The 19,229-nt window shown below is 71.2% G+C and carries 19 protein-coding genes; 12 read left to right on the top strand and 7 right to left on the bottom strand.

Annotation, left to right across the window (positions count from 1 at the left end):
* Positions 1-49: 49 nt before the first annotated feature.
* Positions 50-772, top strand: coding sequence for an endonuclease/exonuclease/phosphatase family protein (locus tag OHU89_RS15060; RefSeq protein WP_405643106.1), 723 nt, complete (start codon positions 50-52; stop codon positions 770-772).
* 3 nt (positions 773-775) lie between these two features.
* Here the strand turns inward: OHU89_RS15060 and OHU89_RS15055 are convergent, their stop codons facing one another.
* Both OHU89_RS15055 and OHU89_RS15050 read right to left on the bottom strand, forming a co-directional pair.
* Positions 776-1,339, bottom strand: coding sequence for a hypothetical protein (locus OHU89_RS15055; RefSeq protein ID WP_405643104.1), 564 nt, complete (start codon positions 1,337-1,339; stop codon positions 776-778).
* Positions 1,332-2,111, bottom strand: a complete 780-nt coding sequence (locus OHU89_RS15050; protein WP_266899679.1) for a carboxylesterase — start codon at positions 2,109-2,111, stop codon at positions 1,332-1,334. Before OHU89_RS15050 ends, OHU89_RS15055 begins: the two co-directional genes overlap by 8 nt.
* A gap of 160 nt (positions 2,112-2,271) precedes the next feature.
* On the opposite strand from OHU89_RS15050, the gene OHU89_RS15045 reads away from it, so the two are divergent.
* From OHU89_RS15045 to OHU89_RS15010, 8 genes are all read left to right on the top strand, one after another.
* On the top strand, positions 2,272-3,018 hold the full coding sequence (locus tag OHU89_RS15045; protein WP_266893544.1) for a 1-acyl-sn-glycerol-3-phosphate acyltransferase: 747 nt from the start codon (positions 2,272-2,274) through the stop codon (positions 3,016-3,018).
* A gap of 27 nt (positions 3,019-3,045) precedes the next feature.
* Positions 3,046-4,260 (top strand): MacS family sensor histidine kinase, encoded by a 1,215-nt coding sequence (gene macS / locus OHU89_RS15040; protein WP_266893546.1) that lies wholly within the window; start codon positions 3,046-3,048, stop codon positions 4,258-4,260.
* A complete protein-coding gene (locus tag OHU89_RS15035; RefSeq protein WP_405643102.1) occupies positions 4,257-4,931 on the top strand; it encodes a response regulator in 675 nt (224 codons plus the stop codon). The genes macS and OHU89_RS15035 overlap by 4 nt, the downstream gene beginning before the upstream one ends.
* A gap of 132 nt (positions 4,932-5,063) precedes the next feature.
* Positions 5,064-6,092 carry a 6-phosphofructokinase gene (locus OHU89_RS15030; protein ID WP_405643100.1) on the top strand — a complete coding sequence of 343 codons (1,029 nt, stop codon included), beginning with the start codon at positions 5,064-5,066 and terminating at the stop codon, positions 6,090-6,092.
* Between the two features lie 117 nt (positions 6,093-6,209).
* Positions 6,210-9,911 (top strand): CHAT domain-containing protein, encoded by a 3,702-nt coding sequence (locus OHU89_RS15025; protein ID WP_405643098.1) that lies wholly within the window; start codon positions 6,210-6,212, stop codon positions 9,909-9,911.
* Positions 9,912-9,939: 28 nt separating this feature from the next.
* Entirely contained in the window at positions 9,940-10,296 is a 357-nt protein-coding gene (locus OHU89_RS15020; RefSeq protein WP_266893555.1) for a hypothetical protein, read from the top strand.
* A 10-nt stretch (positions 10,297-10,306) separates the two neighbouring features.
* Positions 10,307-11,596: a hypothetical protein gene (locus tag OHU89_RS15015; protein WP_405643096.1), complete on the top strand. Its 1,290-nt coding sequence runs from the start codon at positions 10,307-10,309 to the stop codon at positions 11,594-11,596.
* Positions 11,597-11,642: 46 nt separating this feature from the next.
* On the top strand, positions 11,643-12,638 hold the full coding sequence (locus OHU89_RS15010; protein WP_405643094.1) for a 2-hydroxyacid dehydrogenase: 996 nt from the start codon (positions 11,643-11,645) through the stop codon (positions 12,636-12,638).
* Here the strand turns inward: OHU89_RS15010 and OHU89_RS15005 are convergent.
* Positions 12,590-14,479 carry an anthranilate synthase family protein gene (locus OHU89_RS15005; protein WP_405643092.1) on the bottom strand — a complete coding sequence of 630 codons (1,890 nt, stop codon included), beginning with the start codon at positions 14,477-14,479 and terminating at the stop codon, positions 12,590-12,592. The genes OHU89_RS15010 and OHU89_RS15005 overlap by 49 nt on opposite strands.
* A 104-nt stretch (positions 14,480-14,583) precedes the next feature.
* Positions 14,584-14,640, bottom strand: coding sequence for a trp operon leader peptide (locus OHU89_RS15000; RefSeq protein WP_071528813.1), 57 nt, complete (start codon positions 14,638-14,640; stop codon positions 14,584-14,586).
* A gap of 96 nt (positions 14,641-14,736) precedes the next feature.
* Here OHU89_RS15000 and OHU89_RS14995 point away from each other — a divergent pair, with 96 nt between their 5' ends.
* Both OHU89_RS14995 and OHU89_RS14990 read left to right on the top strand, forming a co-directional pair.
* Entirely contained in the window at positions 14,737-16,086 is a 1,350-nt protein-coding gene (locus OHU89_RS14995; protein WP_405643090.1) for a class II 3-deoxy-7-phosphoheptulonate synthase, read from the top strand.
* 173 nt (positions 16,087-16,259) lie between these two features.
* A complete protein-coding gene (locus tag OHU89_RS14990; RefSeq protein WP_266893565.1) occupies positions 16,260-16,484 on the top strand; it encodes a bacterioferritin-associated ferredoxin in 225 nt (74 codons plus the stop codon).
* Here OHU89_RS14990 and bfr read toward each other — a convergent pair.
* Entirely contained in the window at positions 16,481-16,960 is a 480-nt protein-coding gene (bfr, locus tag OHU89_RS14985; RefSeq protein WP_030596293.1) for a bacterioferritin, read from the bottom strand. The genes OHU89_RS14990 and bfr overlap by 4 nt on opposite strands.
* A 176-nt stretch (positions 16,961-17,136) precedes the next feature.
* Here bfr and OHU89_RS14980 point away from each other — a divergent pair, with 176 nt between their 5' ends.
* Positions 17,137-17,769, top strand: a complete 633-nt coding sequence (locus tag OHU89_RS14980) for a sulfite oxidase-like oxidoreductase (protein ID WP_405643087.1) — start codon at positions 17,137-17,139, stop codon at positions 17,767-17,769.
* A 40-nt stretch (positions 17,770-17,809) separates the two neighbouring features.
* On the opposite strand, the gene OHU89_RS14975 is transcribed toward OHU89_RS14980, so the two are convergent.
* A complete protein-coding gene (locus tag OHU89_RS14975) occupies positions 17,810-18,289 on the bottom strand; it encodes a DUF4396 domain-containing protein (RefSeq protein ID WP_405643084.1) in 480 nt (159 codons plus the stop codon).
* A 76-nt stretch (positions 18,290-18,365) separates the two neighbouring features.
* Positions 18,366-19,226 carry a deoxyribonuclease IV gene (locus tag OHU89_RS14970; protein ID WP_405643082.1) on the bottom strand — a complete coding sequence of 287 codons (861 nt, stop codon included), beginning with the start codon at positions 19,224-19,226 and terminating at the stop codon, positions 18,366-18,368.
* Positions 19,227-19,229: the final 3 nt, after the last annotated feature.

Raw genomic sequence — 19,229 nt, 5'->3', positions numbered from 1 at the left:
GTCGCACATCTCCCTCGCGCCCCTCGTCATTGGGCGTAAATTGCTCATCATGGCGTCCGACGATTCAGCCCTCGTCCGAGTCCTGAGCTACAACATCCGCTCCATGCGGGACGACACCGAAGCACTGGCCAGAGTCATCCGCGCCTGTGCCCCGGACCTCGTACTGATCCAAGAAGCCCCCCGCTTCTTCCGCTGGCGCAAGAAACTCGCCCGCCTGGCCCGCGCGGCGGACCTCGTCACCCTCACCGGCGGCGCCACAGCCGCGGGACCGGCGATCCTGTGCAACCTCCGCACCACGGTCGAGCGCACGGAGGACGTCCTTCTCCCGCTCACACCAGGACAGCACCGACGCGGTTTCGCCACCGCGGTCGTCCGGATCGGCGGCGCCCGCCTCGGCGTACTCAGCTGCCATCTCTCCCTGCGGAAGGACGAGCGCTACGAGCAGGGCGGCATGCTCCTGGACCGCCTGGCCGCACTGGGCGTGGAGCACGCGATCGCGGGCGGCGACCTCAACGAACGCCCCGGCGGCCGCACGTTCACCCGTCTCTCCGACACCCTCCAGGACTGCTGGGCCACGGCCCCCGACGGCGCCGAGCACACCTGGACCCGCACCGAACCCCACCAGCGCATCGACGCGATCTTCGCGACGAAGGGCATCGAGGTGCTCGGCTGCGGCGTACCGCTCGAACTCCCCGGCGTCACCGGGACAGACCTGAGGGCGGCCACGGACCATCTTCCGGTCCTGGCCGCCCTCAGAGTTCCGGCGAGCTGAGACTCAGACGACCGCTCCGCGTCCCGGGTCGTCGTCCTCGTCCTCGTCCGTCCGCATCCGCATCACCAGCGTCGCGAACCCGCCCAGGAAGCCGCCGATGCCGATGGTGGCGAGCCACCAGGTCATGTCCCAGCTGAGCAGTATGGCCAGCAGGAGCAGCAGGGGGCCGCCCATGACAGCCAGCCACGCGAACTTCGCGGTGGTGTCCGCGGCCGGCAGCGGCGGCGGCTCCGGCGGGACGAAGTGGCCCTCGTCGTCCTCGTCGAAGTCCTCCTCCACCGGCTCGGGCGCCGTGTAGTCGCGCGGGCCGACACCGGGCGCGAAGGCGACGGAGCTGCCCAGCGGCTTGGCCGAGGCGGGCTTCTCGTCCTCCTTCGGCTCCTCGGAGTTGGTCTCCGGCTCCAGCAGCGCCAGGTCCTCCACCGACTTGAACGGCTTGGCGCCCGGCGGATCCTTCGGCTCGTCGCCGTACCCGGCGACGATCGCCTCCCAGGCGGCCGCCTCGTCGAAGGGCACGCCCTGCTCGTCCGGCTCGCGGTCCTCGCGGTCGGAGTCGTGCTCAGCCACGTGCGGCCGTCCCTTCCTTGCCGATACCGGTTGCGAGCCGGCCGATGAACGCGAAGCTCTCCTCGAAGATCCGCTCCGCGTCATGGTCCAACGTCGCCACGTGGTAACTCTGTTCCAGCACGATCTCCGATACGTCCGTCGAGGACACCCGGCTCAGCACGCGCGCGGAGTCGGCCGCCGGCACCACATGGTCCTCGGCGCTGCGCAGGAGCAGCAGCGGCTGGGTGACCTGCGGGAGCTCACCGTCGACCATGCGGAAGAACTGCCGCAGGGAGTGCGCGGAGTGCAGCGGCACCCGGGTGTACCCCAGCTCGTGAGCACCCTCCTTGGCGATGTCGTCGGCGATCCCCGGCGTCGTCCGCAGCAGATGGCGCACCACCGGAAGGGCGTACGGCGCGAGGCCGTGCATACGGTTCGCCGGGTTCACGACCACCACTCCGCTGACCGCGTCTCCGTGCTTGGCGGCCAGCCGCAGGGCGAGGGCGCCGCCCATGGACAGACCCGCCACGAACACCTGGGCGCAGCGCTCGCGCAGGGCCCGCAGCTCGCGGTCCACCTCGGCGTACCAGTCCTGCCAGCCGGTGAGTGCCATGTCCTCCCAGCGGGTGCCGTGCCCCGGAAGGAGGGGCAGCGAAACGGTGAGACCGCGCTCGGCGAGGTACTCCGCCCAAGGGCGCAGCGACTGCGGGGAACCGGTGAAGCCGTGGCAGAGGAGGACGCCTGTCTCCCCGCCCTCGTGGCGGAACGGCTCGGCTCCAGGGAGGACCGGCACCTTCGGTCTCCTGTTCATGAGAAGGATGTGAACGAGTCCAGGTGTGGTTCACCGTACGCGACCGCACTGACACCGACCAGGGTCGTCGGGCCCTTTGGCAACGCTCCGGGTTAAGGTCTCACCGACAGACACAGGAGGCACGGGGTTGTTGTACGGAACGATGAAGGTCGCCATCGGCGGGCCGCTGAAGGTCGCCTTCAGGCCCTGGGTGGAAGGCCTCGAGAACATCCCTGCCGCGGGCCCCGCGATCCTGGCGAGCAACCACCTGTCCTTCTCGGACTCCTTCTTCCTGCCCGCGGTCCTCGACCGCAAGGTCACCTTCATCGCCAAGGCGGAGTACTTCACCACGCCAGGGCTGAAGGGCCGGCTCACGGCCGCGTTCTTCAAGGGCGCCGGTCAGCTCCCCGTGGACCGCTCCGGTGCGCGCGGCGCGGGCGAGGCGGCGGTCAAGGCCGGCATCGACGTGCTGGAGCGCGGTGAGCTGTTCGGGATCTACCCGGAGGGCACGCGCTCGCCCGACGGCCGCCTCTACCGGGGCAAGCCGGGCGGCCTCGCGCGCGTGGCGCTCGCCACCGGCGCGCCCGTCATCCCGGTCGCCATGATCGACACCGAGAAGATCCAGCCGCCCGGGCAGGTGATGCCCAAGCTGATGCGGCCGGGCATCCGCATCGGCGAGCCCCTGGACTTCACCCGGTACCAGGGCATGGAGCACGACCGTTTCGTGCTGCGCGCGGTGACCGACGAGGTCATGTACGAAATCATGAAGCTCTCCGGCCAGGAGTACGTCGACATGTACGCGACCGCCGCCAAGCGGCAGATCTCGGACGCGGCGAAGGCCGAGAAGGAAGCGGAGAAGGCGGCGAAGGCCGCACTCGCGAAGGCTGAGAAGGAACGCTCCGAGTCCTGACGGGGCTTCGGGGCCGGGGGTGGGGACATGGCCAGGCGTGAGCGTGTGATGAGGATGTCGGTGGAGTTGCCGCTGTGGCGTGCGCTCACCGGATACCGGGTGCTGACCATGCTGTACGCGGTCGGACTGTTCGCCACCAACTACGAGAACTACGACCGGCCGGGCATCGCCGTCGGGTACTACGTCGTCCTGTGCGGCTGGACGCTCGCCACCCTGCCCCGGGTCCAGAACGAGGCCGCCTGCACCAAGCGCTTCCTGGCCGTGGACCTCGCCGTCGCGGTCACCGGCATCCTCCTGACCCCGCTGGCCGTCAACGACCACCACATCGACACCGGCGGGCCCACCCTGCCGTCGATATGGACCGCCGGCTCGGTCCTCGCGTACGCCATCAAGGGCGGCTGGCGCTGGGCCGCTTTCGCCTCCACACCGGTCGCCGCCGCCAACCTGATCGAGCGCGGCCACCCGGCCCGGGACACCGTCCACAACGTCATCCTCGTCTGGGTCGCCTCCATCGCCATCGGCTACGTCGTCGAGGTCGCCCGTGCCTCCGAGCGCACCCTCGCCCGCGCCCTGGAGATCGAGGCCGCGACCAGGGAGCGGGAGCGGCTCGCGCGGGACATCCACGACAGCGTGCTCCAGGTGCTCGCCATGGTGCAGCGGCGCGGTGCCGTCATCGGCGGCGAGGCGGCCGAGCTGGGCCGGATGGCCGGCGAACAGGAGGTGGCGCTGCGCACGCTGGTCTCCGGTGGACTGAGGCCCGTCTCGTGGGTGTCGGAGGACGCGGCCCAGGGGGCGGTCGTACGAGCCGTCGACGAGCCGGACCCCGAGGGTCCCGTCGATCTTCGCGCGCTGCTCGCCCCGTACGCCGCCGCCAAGGTCAGCTTCGCCGAGCCCGGCGCCCCGGTGGAACTGCCCCCGGCCGCCGCGAAGGAGCTGGCCGCCGCGGTGGGGGCCGCCCTGGACAACGTACGGAAGCATGCCGGTGAGCACGCGCGTGCGTGGATCCTCGTCGAGGACGAGCCCGACGAGGTCGTGGTGACCGTACGGGACGACGGGCCCGGCATCCCCGAGGGGCGGCTCGCGCAGGCCGAGGGGGAGGGGCGGATGGGGGTGGCCCTGTCGATCCGGGGGCGGTTGGGCGAACTCGGCGGCAGCGCCGAACTGATCTCGGTGCCCGGGCAGGGCACGGAGGTCGAGCTGAAGGTACCGAAGGTTTCACGGGGGAAGGCAGGACAGCGATGAATGACCAGGGCCCGATCAGGGTGATGGTGGTCGACGACCACCCGATGTGGCGCGACGCGGTCGCCCGAGACCTGGACGCGTCCGGCTTCGACGTGGTGGCCACCGCGGGCGACGGCGACCAGGCCGTACGTCGCGCCAAGGCCGCCGGGCCGGATGTGCTCGTGCTCGACCTGAACCTGCCGCTGAAGCCCGGCGTCCAGGTCTGCAAGGAACTCGTCGGGCACAACCCGGCGCTGCGGGTTCTCGTGCTGTCGGCGAGCGGTGAGCACGCGGACGTCCTCGAGGCCGTGAAGTCGGGCGCGACCGGCTATCTGCTGAAGTCGGCGTCCACCGAGGAACTCCTGGACGCGGTACGCCGTACGGCCGTCGGGGACCCCGTCTTCACGCCCGGCCTCGCCGGACTCGTCCTCGGGGAGTACCGCCGGCTGGCCTCCGAGCCCGCGCCCGCCCCGGACACCGACCAGCCCAAGGCGCCGCAGCTCACCGACCGGGAGACCGAGGTGCTGCGGCTGGTCGCCAAGGGCCTGAGCTACAAGCAGATCGCCGAGCGTCTGGTCATCTCGCACCGCACGGTCCAGAACCACGTCCAGAACACCCTGGGCAAGCTGCAGCTTCACAACCGGGTCGAGCTCGTCCGGTACGCCATAGAGCGCGGGCTCGACGACGAGTAGAAGCGCCGGCTTGACGACACGTAAACCAACGACCCGCTGATTCACCGGAATTGCCCTTCCCACCCATCGCCGTGTGACCTGGATCACCATTAGCGTGACCCTCACAGGCAACCGCGGCGAAGGGACATTTCCATGCGGGTCGGAGTACTGACCGGAGGCGGCGACTGCCCCGGGCTCAACGCCGTCATCCGGGGCGTCGTCCGCAAGGGCGTGCAGGAGTACGGCTATGACTTCGTCGGCTTCCGGGACGGCTGGCGAGGACCACTGGAGAACGACAGCGTCCGCCTCGACATCCCCGCCGTGCGCGGCATCCTGCCCCGCGGCGGCACCATCCTCGGCTCCTCGCGGACCAACCCGCTGAAGGTGGAGGGCGGCATCCGCCGCATCAAGGAGAACCTCGCCAAGCAGGAGGTCGAGGCGCTCATCGCCATCGGCGGCGAGGACACCCTGGGCGTGGCCGCACGCCTCAACGACGAGTACGGCGTCCCCGTCGTCGCCGTACCGAAGACCATCGACAACGACCTGTCCGGCACCGACTACACCTTCGGCTTCGACACCGCGGTCGGCATCGCCACGGAGGCCATCGACCGGCTGCACACCACCGCCGAGTCCCATATGCGGGTCCTGGTCTGCGAGGTCATGGGCCGGCACGCGGGCTGGATCGCCCTCCACTCGGGGCTGGCCGGTGGCGCCAACGTCATCCTCATCCCCGAGCAGCGCTTCGACGTCGACCAGGTGTGCGCCTGGGTGACCTCCCGCTTCAAGGCCTCGTACGCCCCGATCGTGGTCGTCGCCGAGGGCGCCATGCCCAAGGACGGCGACATGGTCCTCAAGGACACCTCGCTCGACTCCTTCGGACACGTCCGGCTGTCCGGGGTCGGCGAGTGGCTGGCCAAGGAGATCGAGAAGCGGACCGGCAAGGAGGCCCGTACGACGGTTCTCGGGCACATCCAGCGCGGCGGCACCCCCAGCGCCTTCGACCGCTGGCTCGCCACCCGCTTCGGCCTGCACGCCATCGAGGCCGTCCGGGACGGCGACTTCGGCAAGATGGTCGCGCTGCGCGGCACGGACATCGTGCGGGTGCCGATCGCGGAGGCGACGGCCAAGCTGAAGACGGTGGACCCGAAGCTGTACGAGGAGGTCGGGGTGTTCTTCGGCTGAGGCCGGGGGCCAACTCCCTGCCCTTCTGCTCGAGTTGTGGGATCTCTGAACGCCGCCGCGGTTACCGTGGCGGCGTTCGGTGTATGGGGCAGGAGAGCATGCCACGGGGGAGGGCGCATGGTCGGCTGGTGGAGCGGACGGGAGCTGCGGTCGCTGCTGGAGCGGCACGGCGACGTACTCGCGGGCGTCTGGCCCGCCTTCCGGGACGGCACGGTGCCGCCCCTGTCGACGGCCGACCAGCTGCGAGGGCTCGCTCAGCTGTTACAGGTCGCCGGGCGGTCGGCCGGGGCACAGGGCGGCGGGCACGAGGTCCCGCCCGAGACGGCGGTGATCATCCTCGCCATCGCCCGGGGGCACGCCATGAACCCCGCGCTCACGCCCGCCCCGCTGCGCCCGCTGGTCGACCCGGCAGCGCGTCTCGACGCCGAGGACGTGAACTCGACGGCCCGGCTGGCCATACGGTTCACGGATCTCGCCGAGGACGAGGGCACCCCGCACCATCTGCGCCGCTGGTGCGTGGACGCCGCCCTGCTCAGCGGCGCCCGCTGTCTGAGCGGCTCGGCCGCCGACGACCCCCGCCGGTCCGCGATGCACACCGTCGTCTCGGGCGTCGCGGAGCTGCGGTTCAAGGACACCGCGGATCCCGCCGACGAGGAGGCGGCGATCGTCCACGCCCGCGCGGCCTACGACCTGCGCACCCCCGCGGAGCCGGCCGCCGACCGGGCCGCCGGACTCGCCCGGCTGCTGGCCGACCGCTGCGCCCGCCTGAGGGACGCCTCGGACATGGCGGGCGTGCCCGCCCTCGTACGGGCCGCCCTCGCCGAACTCGCCCCCCGGAGCGCGCAGTGGCTGGCGCACGCCATGACGGCCGCGGGCGCCTTCATCACGGCCACCGTCCACGAGAAGAAGAACGTCGAACTCCTCGACGAAGCCCTGGAACTGCAGCGCGCGATCTTCCGACACCCCGACTTCGCCGCGCACCGGGCCGACACCGAGCCGATCTTCGCAGGCCTGCTCGCCCAACGGTTCGCCCGCCGCCGCGACCCGTACATCCTCGACGAGGCCATCGAGGTCTACGAGCGGATGTACGCCGCCGAGCCGCAGCGGCACGCCGCCGACCTCGGCCGGCACCTCCAGTACCGCTACCAGCTGTGCGGCGACACGACGGACCGGCGACGCGGCCTGGACCTCATGGGCGAGGGCCTGGCGGCGCCGCACACCAGGCACGAGGCGGTGAGTTCGTACGGCACCGCCGCGATGCACGAGTACCGGGAGAGCGGCCACCAGGAGGTGATCGTCCGCGCCCTGGCCGCCGTGACTCCGCTGGCCGCGCCCGGTGGCCCCCATGCCGACGCCTCCCCGGTCCTGCGCGCCCTGTGCATGCTGCACCTCGCCCACGCCGAGAACGAGCCCGAGCCCGACTTCGGCCCCGCCGAGGAGGCCGCCCGCCGGGCCGTCGCACTGGCCCGCTCCACGAGCGAGCGGGCCCTGGGCCGAGCCGTGCTCGCCACGGTGCTCGTCCACCGCTACCGCTTCGGCTACGACCTGGCGGTCCTCGACGAGGCGGTCGCCCGCTGCCGCGAGGGCTTCGAGGAGATGTCGCAGGACCCCGACTCCGAGGAACTTCTCACCCTGCGCGGCAGCCTCCTCATGGCTCTCGCCGAACGGCACACCCGGACCGGACACGGTGCCGCCCTGCGCGAGGCCATCGAGGTGGCCGAGCAGACCGTCGCCGACATGCCCCGCTTCGAGGCGGAGACCCCGGTCATCCTCGGCAACGTCGCCACCCTGCTCGTCGCGTATGCCCGCCAGACCGAGGAGTGGGCCGAACTCGACCGGGCGCAACGGCTGATGGAGCGCGCCCTGGCCCGCACCGCGCCCGGCCACCATGGGCGACACCACCTCGTCTCCGCGCTCGGCAGCGTCCTGCTCGCCCGATTCAACCTCCCCGACGCCGGGATCGAGGCCGCCGAGAACGCCGTACGCCACTACGAGACGGCACTCGAGGACCCGCCCGCCGACCCGCTACGGCGCGCCGGGCTGTACGGCAACCTGTCCCACGCCCTCCGCGAGCGGCACCGGCTCGGCGGGGACCGGGAGGACCTCGACATCGCCCTCGCGGCCGCCCGCAAGTGTGTGCGCCTGGTGCCGCGGGGGCATCCGCTGCGCGGCGGCGGACTGGGCGCCGTGTCCTGGGTGCTGATGGACATCGCCCGTGCGGACGGGAGCCATGACGCGATCCGCGAGCAGGCGCTCGCCGTCAACGCGGAACTGGCCGCCGATCCCGCCCAGCCCCCGGCGTACAGCGTCGCGGCCTCCGTGCGGCTGGCGGGGGTCGCCCATGCCGTCGGTGACGAGGAGCAGGCGCTGGCGGCTCTGCGGACCGCGATCGGGAAGCTGCCGCTGGTGGTGTGGCGCGGGGTCGACCGTTCCGACCAGGAACGGGTGCTCAGCGACGAGGAGTTGGGATCGCTCGCCGCGAAAGTCGCGGTGGCCGCGGGCAAGCCGCGGGACGCGCTGGAGCTGCTGGAGGCCGGCCGGGGCGTCCTCGCCGCCCAGGCCCTCGAACTGCGCACCGACGCCGAGGACCTGGCGGCCGCGGCACCCGAACTGGCCGCCCGTTTCAGCGAGGTGCGCGGCGAGCTGGAGCGTGCCGCCGACGACCTCTCCGCGTCCGGCGCCGACCGGCGCCACCGGCTGGCCCGCGAATGGCAGGAGACCCTCGACGCGATCCGCGCCCGCGACGGCTTCCGGGACTTCCTGCGGCCGCCCGCGGCCGGGCAGTTGCTGTCGGCGGGTGCCCGCGGTCCGGTCGTGGTCGTCACGGTCGCCAAAGAGGGCACCGGCCACGCCCTGCTGCTCGACGGCGCCGACGTACGGGTCTGCCCGCTGCCCGGCCTCACCCACGCCGAGGCCCGGGAACGCGGCGAGCTGCTCTTCCAGGCGGTCGCCGCGGCAGGCCGCTCGGGGCTGGCCCGGGCCTTCGCAGAGCAGTCCGTCGGCGACCTCCTGGAGTGGCTGTGGAGCACGGTCGCCGAGCCGGTCCTCGACGCCCTCGACATCACCGGCCCGCCCCCGCCCGGCCAGGAGCCGCCCCGCCTGTGGTGGTGCCCCTCCGGACCGCTGACCTTCCTGCCGCTGCACGCCGCCGGCGCCGTGCCCGACCGGGTCGTCTCCTCGTACACCCCGAGCCTCACGGCCCTGCTGCGGGCCCGGGACCGTGCCGTGCCCGTGGACCGGGAGCCGCTCATCGTCGCCGTACCGGAGACGCCGGGCCAGGCCCCGCTGCCGGGCGCCCTGCGCGAGGCCGAGCTCGCCCACCGTACGGTCGGCGGCACGCTGCTGTCCGGGGACGCCGCCCACGCCGACGCCGTACGGGCCGCGCTCGCCGGGCACTCCTGGGTGCACTTCGCCTGCCACGGCGTCCAGGACCCCGAACAGCCCTCCGAGGGACGGCTGTTGCTGCCAGGCGGCACGCTGTCCGTACGGGACGTGACCCGACTCCGGCTGCCCGCCGCCGAGTTCGCCTATCTCTCGGCCTGCGAGACGGCACTGGGCGGAACCCGGCTGCCCGACGAGGCCCTGCACCTCGCGGGCTCCCTCCAACTCGCCGGGTTCTCCCAGGTGATCGGCACGCTGTGGCGGGCCGACGACGACACGTCGGCCGAGATCGCGGAGGGCGTCTACGGCGAGCTGGCGGCGGCGGGGCCGGGGGCGCCGCCCGCGGCACTCGCGCTGCATCACGCCGTACGACGGCTTCGAGTGCGGTGTCCGGAGCGGCCGTTGACCTGGGCGGCGCATGTGCATTCGGGGGCGTGAGGGGGATGTGGGGTCCTACGATCGGACCATGGCCCTTCCGGACGATCCCGCCGCGCTGAGCACTCTGCATGCCGATTTCTGCCGGGAGCTGGCGGTGCTGCGGATGCTGAGCGGTCCGAGGCGGGCGGCGTTCGAACAGGCCGTACGGCGGCTGCGCGAGGGCGCGGACTTCGGTGAGGTGCTGCGCTCGCTCGACCCCGCCGTCACCGATCCGCTGCTCGGACGTCACGCCCCTACCCCGGTCGCCACTCCCGGCCCGCCCGTCCCCGGCCACTACCTCTGCCCGATCGGCGCCTGTCAGCGCGTCGAGCAGCGCTTCGCCGGTGAGGGCCCGCCCGAGTGCCTGCTCCACGAGCGCGTACTGACCTTCGTCCCCGACGCATGAGGGACATCCGGTGACGGGATTCCTCGCCGAGCTCGGCCGGAAGCTGGCCGAGCGGTGGTTCACCCTGCTCGTCCTGCCCGGCCTCGCCTATCTGCTGGTCGGGGCGGCCGCCGTGCGGCTCGGCCAGAGCGGCTGGCACGACTGGCGTGCCCTGTGGGACGGCTTCACCGCACTCACCGAGGGCGACCCCGGGCAGCAGGACAGCCTGGTCGCCCGCGCCGTCCTGCTGATCCTCGCCGCGGTCCCCGTCTCCGCGGCCGTCGGCGCCCTCGCCCAGGCACTCGCCGGCCCGGTCGAGCGAGCCCTGTGCGGCCCGTGGCCCCGCCCCTTCACGGCCCTCTCGACCCGCCTGACCGCCCGCCGCGAGAGAGCCTGGACCGCCGAGGACACCGCCTACCGCAGACAGCGCGCCCTGGCGGAGGCGGCCGGCCGCAGACAGATCACCTCAACCCAGGCCGCCCGCCACGCCGACAGACAGACCGCTCAGAACCAGGCCACGGGGACCTCACCCGCCGCCCCTGACGCCGCCCGCTCAACCACCACCCCGGACCCGGCCCGGTCCGACGACGATCTCGACCCGGCCCGCGCCGGTACCGCTCCGTCCGTCGATCCCGACGCGGCTGCGGTCGCCGACTCCGTCGCGGCTCGCACCACCCGCCCCGTCACGGCCCACGCCACCGCCCCCTCCGCCACCGGTCTCGACACCACCCAGCCCGCCACGGCTCCTTCCCCCGCCCCCACCCCGGCCCGCCCCACCGGCGGCACCCCCACTCGACCCGCCCAGCACCACGCCGCCCGAGCCACCCGCTACGCCGGGATCGCCGCCCACCACGACCGGCGCGCCGCGGTCCATGCCGCCCGGCGCAACGCCAACTCCCTCATCCGTCCCGAACACCCCACCCGCCTCGGGGACCGTCTCCACGCCCCTGCCGTCCGCCTCGGGGCCGAGTACGGCATCGACCTCGCCACCGTCTGGCCCCGTCTGTGGCTCCTTCTCCCCACGTCCACCCGCGACACCCTCACCGAGACCCGGACCCGCCTGGACGCCGCGTTCGCGTTGGGCGGCTGGGCGCTGCTGTATCTGCCGCTCGCCCTGTGCTGGTGGCCGGCCGCGCTGATCGCCCTGGTGACCGCCGCCGTCGCGCAGCGAAGGGCCGCTCTCGCCGCCGAGGCCTACGCGGAGCTCGTCGAGGCCACCGTGGACCTGCATCTCGACCGTCTCCACAGCCGCCTCGCCGAACCCCGCCCGTCCCCGCAGCAGGGCCGCGCGCTGACGGAGCGGCTCCGTAGAGGTCTGTGAGATATTCGCCAGTACCAGACAATTCCGGCGCACCCCGGAGGGCCGCGTGGAGATCCTCGCCTTCGGTGTCCAGGCGGACGAGAAGCCCCTGATCCAGCAGGCCTTCCGGGGTCACCACGAGGTCCGCTGCCTCGACGTCTTCCTCAACGAGGACACCGCCCCCATCGCGGCCGGCTACGAGGTGATCTCCACCAGCGTCAACGCCGAACTCGGCGCCCGTGTCCTGGAGGTCCTCGCGGCCGGCGGCACACGGATGATCGCCCAGCGGTCCACCGGGTTCAACAACATCGACCTCAAGGTCGCCGAACGGCTCGGCATGACGGTCGCCCGGGTCTCGTACTACTCGCCGTACTCCGTCGCCGAGTTCGCCTGGACCCTCGCCATGGCCGTCAACCGCCGTATCGTCCGCGCCTCCACCCGCACCCGGGACTTCGACTTCCGCCTCGACGGCCTGATGGGCCGCGACCTGCGCGGCCGCACCGCCGGCGTCCTCGGCACCGGCAAGATCGGCGAGGCCTTCACCCGGATCGCCCACGGCTTCGGCATGCGATTGCTGGGATGGGACGTCGCCGAGAATCCGGCCTGCAGGGAACTCGGCATGGAGTACGTCCCCAAGGAGCAGCTCCTCGCCGAGTCCGACCTCGTCACCCTGCACGTCCCGCTGATGCCGGAGACCAAGCACCTCATCGACGCCGACGCCCTGAAGGCGATGAAGGACGACGCGATCCTGGTCAACTCCAGCCGCGGCGGCCTGATCGACACCACGGCCCTCGTCGACGAGCTGCGCGCCGGCCGCTTCACGGGCGTCGGCCTCGACGTGTACGAGGCGGAGGCGGGCCTGTTCTTCCTCGACAAGTCCCTGGAGGCCATCGAGGACGACACCCTGGCCCGCCTGGTCACCTTCCCGAACGTCCTGGTCACGTCACACCAGGCGTACTACACCGAGGACGCCGTCGGCCAGATCGTCGACGCCACGGTGCGCAACGTCCTCGACTACAAGGCCGGCCGCCGCTCCGAGAACGTGCTCGTCCCGCGCAGCTGACCCACCAACTCCCGTACGACCGCGGCACCGTTCAGCGTGAGCACCGACTCCGGGTGGAACTGCACCCCGGCGAAGCCCGGCCCGCGCAGGGCATGCACCTCGCCCGCGGCGCTCCGGCTGACCTCGACCTCGTGCGCGGCCAGCTCGGCCGCCGTCTCGTCGTCGCAGTGCGCCACGAAGCTGTTGTAGAAGCCCACGGTCTCCGGCCGCCCGAACAGATCGACCGTCGTCTGCGCGCCCTGGTAGGGCACTTCCTTCCGTACGATCTCCAGCCCCAGCTCGGCCGCCAGCAGTTCGTGCCCGAGACAGACGCCGAGCACCCCGTGCCGGTTCTCGCGGACGACACGGGCGGTCAGGTCACGCAGGAAGCCCATCTTGGGGTCGGTCAGGTCGCATGGGTCGCCCGGACCGGGACCCAGGACCACCGGACCCTCATGGGCGAGGACCGCCTCGCGCAGACCGGGCTCGTCGTAGCGCCGGACGGTGACCTCAAGACCGCTGGACCGCAGGACGTGCGCGAGCATCGCCGTGAAGGTGTCCTCGCCGTCCACGACCAGGGCATGGCCGGTGAGCTCCGCGTCCTTCTTCGGGGCTTCCTGCATCCGCAGCCAGAACGGGGCGAGCGAGGACCGGCGACCGTCGAGAGCGGCCCGCACCCGGGGGTCGTCGGCCAGCCGGGGACGTACGCCTTCCTCGCGCGGCCTCTGCGCACGCACGCCCAGCGCCGCCAGCACCCCCGCCGCCTTCGCGTGCGTCTCGGCCACCTCCCCCGCCGGGTCCGAGCCACGGACGAGCGTGGCACCGACCGGTACCCGCAGCCGGCCGTCCGCGTCGATGTCCGCGGTACGGATGAGGATGGGGGAGTCCAGGGTCTGGGCCCCGCCGGAGTCCCTCCCCAGCAGCGCCAGCGCCCCCGCGTAGTAGCCGCGCCCCCCGACCTCGTGCCGCTCGATGACCCGGCAGGCGTTCTGCACGGGCGAGCCGGTGACGGTCGCCGCGAACATGGTCTCCTTCAGCACCTCCCGCACATCCAGCGAGGACTTCCCGCGCAGCTCGTACTCCGTGTGCGCGAGATGAGCCATCTCCTTCAGCCGCGGCCCGATGACGACCCCGCCCATGTCGCCGACGGTGCACATCATCTTGAGCTCCTCGTCGACGACCATCGACAGCTCCTCGATCTCCTTGCCGTCGGCGAGGAAGTCGAGCAGGTGCTCGGGCGTCGGCCCCTCGGCGGGATAGCGGTACGTCCCGCTGATCGGGTTCATGACGACCGTGCCGCCGGACATGCGCACATGCACCTCCGGGCTGGCGCCGACGAGGGTCCGGTCACCGGTGTGGACGACGAACGTCCAGTACGCGCCGCGCTCACCCTCGAGGAGCCGCCGGAACAGGGCGAGGGCATCGGCTCTTCCGAACCCCGGGATCTCACCCCCGTACGTCCGCCGGATCACGAAGTTCGCGCCCTCGCCCTGCCCGATCTCCTCCCGCAGCACGCGCCCGACGATCCCGGCGTACTCCTCGTCGCCGACGTCGAAGCCACCGCGCTCGACACGCACGTCGTGCGCCGGGAGCTGGGCCAGGACCTCGTCCAGATCCAGCGTGTGGGTCTCCTCGGGCGTCAGCACCGCGAGCGGCGTCCCGTCGTCCCGCACGTCGAAGCCGCGCTCGCGGATCTGGCGGAAGGGGACCAGGGCAAGGCCTTTGTCGGGGAGGTCGGCGAGGCGGTCGTACGTGGTGACCGGGCCGAGCAGGAGCTCCACGGTCCGCTCGTCATGGCCCGGCGTACGACGGCGCAGCAGGGCGAACGGGCGGGGATCGTCGAGCAGGTCGATCAGATGCATGGGTCCGTTGTCCTTCTCGGTGAGAGTGCACTGGGAGGAACGGACCCCGGAAACGCCGAAGGCCGCCCCTCGGGCGGCCTTCGCGAAGTCTTGCGTACGCGCAGTCAGTGGGCCGCCGGATGAGCGGTCCACCACCAGTTCTGGGTCGAGTGCGCGAACATGCGAGGCACCTTACCTCACGCGCACCTGAGCATGGGTGCGTCTCACCTGTCGAGCCGTGCGAAAACGACGCGACACGACCCCGTAATGTTGAGGCCGTGACCGTGAACGCTAAGACCGGCCAGAGCGCCGGCAACACCTGGCGAGACCTGCCCGCGGCGCAGCAGCCCGAGTACCCCGACACCGAGGCTCTGCGCGCAGTCGTTGCGGACCTCGAGTCGTATCCGCCGCTCGTCTTCGCGGGCGAGTGCGATCAGCTGCGCGCCCGGTTGGCGGCCGTCGCCAAGGGAGAGGCGTTCCTCCTCCAGGGCGGCGACTGCGCCGAGGCCTTCGACGCGGTGTCCGCCGACCACATCCGCAACAAGCTCAAGACCCTGCTCCAGATGGGCGCCGTGCTCACGTACGCCGCCTCGGTGCCGGTCGTGAAGGTCGGCCGTATCGCCGGCCAGTACTCCAAGCCGCGCTCCAAGGGCACCGAGACCCGCGACGGCGTGACCCTGCCGACGTACCGCGGCGACTCGGTCAACGGCTTCGAGTTCAACGAGAAGGCCCGCATCCCGGACCCCGAGCGCCTGAAGCGGATGTACAACGCCTCCGCCTCCACGCTCAACCTGGTGCGTGCCTTCACCACGGGTGGATACGCGGACCTGCGCCAGGTGCACGCCTGGAACCAGGACTTCGTGAAGTCGTCCCCGTCCGGCCAGCGCTACGAGCAGCTCGCGCGGGAGATCGACAACGCGCTGAACTTCATGCGGGCCTGCGGCACGGACCCGGAGGAGTTCAAGACGGTCGAGTTCTACGCCTCCCACGAGGCGCTGCTCCTCGACTACGAGTCGGCGCTGACCAGGGTCGACTCGCGTACGGGCCAGCTGTACGACGTCTCGGGCCACATGGTCTGGATCGGTGAGCGCACCCGCCAGCTGGACGGCGCGCACATCGAGTTCGCCTCCAAGATCCGCAACCCGATCGGGATCAAGCTGGGCCCGACGACCACGGCCGAGGACGCGCTGCAGTACATCGAGCGCCTCGACCCGGACCGCGAGCCGGGCCGCCTCACCTTCATCGTGCGGATGGGCGCGGACAAGGTCCGCGACAAGCTGCCCGAGCTGGTCGAGAAGGTCACCGCCTCCGGCGCGACCGTCGCTTGGATCACCGACCCGATGCACGGCAACACCTACGAGGCGGCCTCCGGCCACAAGACCCGTCGCTTCGACGATGTGCTCGACGAGGTCAAGGGCTTCTTCGAGGTCCACAAGGGCCTGGGCACCCACCCGGGCGGCATCCACGTGGAGCTCACCGGCGACGACGTCACCGAGTGCGTGGGCGGCGGCGACGAGATCTTCGTCGACGACCTGCACCAGCGCTACGAGACGGCCTGCGACCCGAGGCTCAACCGCAGCCAGTCCCTGGACCTGGCGTTCCTCGTCGCGGAGCTGTACCGGGACTAGTAGCAGATCAGCAGTGGATGCGCCTGTTACAGGAGCATGAGGTGGGGCGCGGATCACATACGATCCGCGCCCCACTCCACTTTTGCGGTTCCTGCGCGCCGGGTAAGGTTAGGTTAGCCTCACCGATTAATCGGGACGGCACCACTTATCCATCCCGGCGGGAGGTGAACCGCGTGTTCGTCTGCAGTTGCTTCGGCGTCACCGAGCAGCAGGTCAAGAAGCATGCGGCGGACGGTGCCTGCACCCCGCGCCAGATAGCCTCCGCCTGCAAGGCGGGCACCGACTGCGGTTCCTGTGTGCGGCGCATCCAGGCGCTGCTGGGCCGGGGCGCCTGCCCGACGCGTGAGCTCGCCGACCAGGGGCAGCCGGTTCTTGCCGGGCTGGACGAGGCCGCCTAGCTCTCCGGCTGCTCGATCAGCTGTGCGATGTAGAGCGCCTCGCCGAGCTTCTCCACCAGTTCCAGCTGGGTGTCGAGGTAGTCGATGTGGTGCTCCTCGTCCTCGAGGATCGACTCGAAGATGTTCGCGGACGTGATGTCGCCCTTGGCGCGCATCACCTCGATCCCGCGCTTGAGGCGGTCGATCGCCTCGACCTCGACCTGCCGGTCGGCCTCGAACATCTCCTTGACCGTCTGCCCGACCCGGACGTGGAACAGGCGCTGGTAGTTCGGCAGCCCGTCCAGGAAGAGGATCCGGTCGGTGAGCACCTCGGCGTGCTTCATCTCGTCGAACGACTCGTGGCGCGTGTACTTGGCGAGCTTCGTCCAGCCGAAGTTCTCCTGCATCTTCGCGTGCAGGAAGTACTGGTTGATCGCGGTGAGCTCGCCGGTGAGCTGCTCGTTGAGGAATTCGATGACCTCGGGGTCGCCCTGCATCGCAGAGGCTCCTTCCAACCGGGGGGAACTGGCAGGTTGCGCCGCATCCTTGCACCGGTATCGAAGATCGTCCAGTAAGTCTTCACTTAGTAAGTAAGGGCATGCTTAGTCCGATTTGAGGCGAATTGGCAAGGGGCTGGTCATGTGCACTGCCCCGGGTCTGTCAGGATGGAGTCATGGGTCAGCCGGTGGAACGCGAGTCAGGAGAAGCGGCACAATCCGAGCTTCCGCCGGGACAGCGAATCCAGCGCGGCTGGCCGGTCACGCACTACGGACCCGTCCCCAAGTTCCGCCCCGAACGCTGGGAGTTCCGCGTCTTCGGAGCCACCGCCGACGGTGAGAAGCAGTGCTGGAACCACGACGAGTTCACGGCTCTGACGCACACCTCCGTCGTGGCCGATCTGCACTGCGTCACGAAGTTCAGCATGCTCGGCGCGGAGTGGGGCGGCGTCCCCGCCCGGACCATCCTGGACATCGCCCCGCCGGCCCCGGCCGTCACCCATGTGATGGTGTGGGCCGAGTACGGCTTCAGCTCCAACCTGCGCCTCGCGGACTTCGCCGCCGAGCGCACGATCTTCGCCACGCACAAGGACGGCGAGCTGCTCACCGCCGAGCACGGCTTCCCGCTCCGGCTGGTCGTCCCCCATCTGTACGCCTGGAAGGGGCCCAAATGGGTCCGCGGCGTCGAGTACATGATCGCCGACCGCCGTGGCTTCTGGGAGGAGCGCGGCTATCACAACATCGGCGACCCCTGGCGGGAGCAGCGCTACTCCTACCAGGAAGTGCCCGGCGACGGGCCCGAGCTCTAGGGCTCCGGTCGGTAGTGGTGCTGGTCGGTAGTGGTACTGGTCAGTGGTGGTACTGGTGCACCACCGCGTGGCCCTTGCCGCGGCCGATCATCCACTTGTTGACCGGCGTGGTGAGGACGAAGGCGATGGCCAGGGCGATCGCCAGCGCACCCCAGAACAGCGGGTCGGCGAGTTCGGCGTCCATGGCTCCCGGCCACAGCACGATCACTCCGTTGTCGACCAGCTCCATCACGGCGATGGACAGGGTGTCCGCGGCCAGCGCCACCTTCAGTGCGGCGCGCAGACCCAGGCCCGCCTTGATGACGCCGCGCAGGGTGAGCGCGTAGCCGAAGAAGAAGGCGAGGACGATCGCCAGGATCAGGGTCGGGGTGTTGCCCCAGCCGAGCGCGGTGCCGATGACCATGCCGAGCACCTCGCCGATGGCGCACCCCGTGAGGCAGTGGAGGGTGGCCCGGACGGCCACGGCCCAGCTGCCGCCTGTCCGGTGGTGAGCGTGTTCCGCCTGCGCCTCGTGTTGCATGAGTGCCCCCAATGTCAGGTGACGGTTCCTGCACCGAGCAAGAACCGTATACCCTCCGGGGGTATTTCCTAACGGGCTATGCGTCTCGCAGTTTCTTCAGCCGCTCCACGTCCGCCGCATGTCCCTCCTTGCCGCCGGGCGTCTCGATGATCAGCGGTACGCCCTCGGTGGCGGGGTGGGTCATCAGCGCCCGGAACGGGTCCTCGCCGATATGGCCGGCGCCGATGTTCGCGTGCCGGTCCTTGTGGGCGCCGACCACGTCCTTGGGGTCGTTGGCGTGGATCAGCTTCAGACGGCCCTCGCCGACGGTGTCCACCAGCAGGTCGAGGGTCTGGTGCATGCCGGAGGGGCCGGTCAGGTCGTGGCCGGCCGCGAAGATGTGGCAGGTGTCGAGGCAGATGCCCAGCTTGGGATGGGCGTCCAGCGCCTCGAAGTACGGACCGAAGTCCCAGGTCCGCGAGCAGAGCGAGGCACCCTGGCCGGCGGTCGACTCCAGCAGCAGATACGGGTCGTCGTCGTGGGTGAGCTCGTCGAGCAGCGGCAGCATGTACTCCCGAACCTGGTTGAGGGCGACGGACCGGTCCCGTCCGCCGGTCGCGCTGCCCGTGTGCACGACGACGCCGAGCGCCCCGATCTCCCGCCCGCGCCGCAGCGAGTGCCGCAGGCTCTCCACCGACCTCTCCACCGTCGCCTCGGTGTGCGAGCCGAAGTTGATCAGATACGGGGCATGGACGTACGCCGGGATCGACTCCGCCGCGCACGCCGCACGGAACTCCTCGTCCTGCCGCGGGTTGCCGGTGGGCGTGGCCCAGCCGCGCGGGTTGGCGACGAAGACCTGCACGGTCTCGGCCGCGAGGTCACGGGCGTAGGACAGACCGACGGAGTTCAGACCGCCGGCCACGGGGACATGGCCGCCGACGGGGTTGCGCTGAGTCATCAC

This window comes from Streptomyces sp. NBC_00019, from assembly GCF_045041015.1.
Classification (GTDB): Bacteria; Actinomycetota; Actinomycetes; order Streptomycetales; family Streptomycetaceae; genus Streptomyces.
The sequence above is the reverse complement of the archived record's forward strand: the minus strand, read 5'-3'. Positions and strand labels throughout refer to the sequence as shown.

Bases quoted from the DNA above. Each gene is read 5' to 3' on its own strand.
- OHU89_RS15060 (WP_405643106.1), top strand. From the start codon at position 50: ATGGCGTCCGACGATTCAGCCCTCGTCCGAGTCCTGAGCTACAACATC.
- OHU89_RS15045 (WP_266893544.1), top strand. From the start codon at position 2,272: ATGAAGGTCGCCATCGGCGGGCCGCTGAAGGTCGCCTTCAGGCCCTGG.
- macS (WP_266893546.1), top strand. From the start codon at position 3,046: ATGGCCAGGCGTGAGCGTGTGATGAGGATGTCGGTGGAGTTGCCGCTG.
- OHU89_RS15035 (WP_405643102.1), top strand. From the start codon at position 4,257: ATGAATGACCAGGGCCCGATCAGGGTGATGGTGGTCGACGACCACCCG.
- OHU89_RS15030 (WP_405643100.1), top strand. From the start codon at position 5,064: ATGCGGGTCGGAGTACTGACCGGAGGCGGCGACTGCCCCGGGCTCAAC.
- OHU89_RS15025 (WP_405643098.1), top strand. From the start codon at position 6,210: ATGGTCGGCTGGTGGAGCGGACGGGAGCTGCGGTCGCTGCTGGAGCGG.
- OHU89_RS15020 (WP_266893555.1), top strand. From the start codon at position 9,940: ATGGCCCTTCCGGACGATCCCGCCGCGCTGAGCACTCTGCATGCCGAT.
- OHU89_RS15005 (WP_405643092.1), bottom strand. From the start codon at position 14,479: ATGCATCTGATCGACCTGCTCGACGATCCCCGCCCGTTCGCCCTGCTG.
- bfr (WP_030596293.1), bottom strand. From the start codon at position 16,960: ATGCAGGGCGACCCCGAGGTCATCGAATTCCTCAACGAGCAGCTCACC.
- OHU89_RS14980 (WP_405643087.1), top strand. From the start codon at position 17,137: ATGGGTCAGCCGGTGGAACGCGAGTCAGGAGAAGCGGCACAATCCGAG.
- OHU89_RS14975 (WP_405643084.1), bottom strand. From the start codon at position 18,289: ATGCAACACGAGGCGCAGGCGGAACACGCTCACCACCGGACAGGCGGC.
- OHU89_RS14970 (WP_405643082.1), bottom strand. From the start codon at position 19,226: ATGACTCAGCGCAACCCCGTCGGCGGCCATGTCCCCGTGGCCGGCGGT.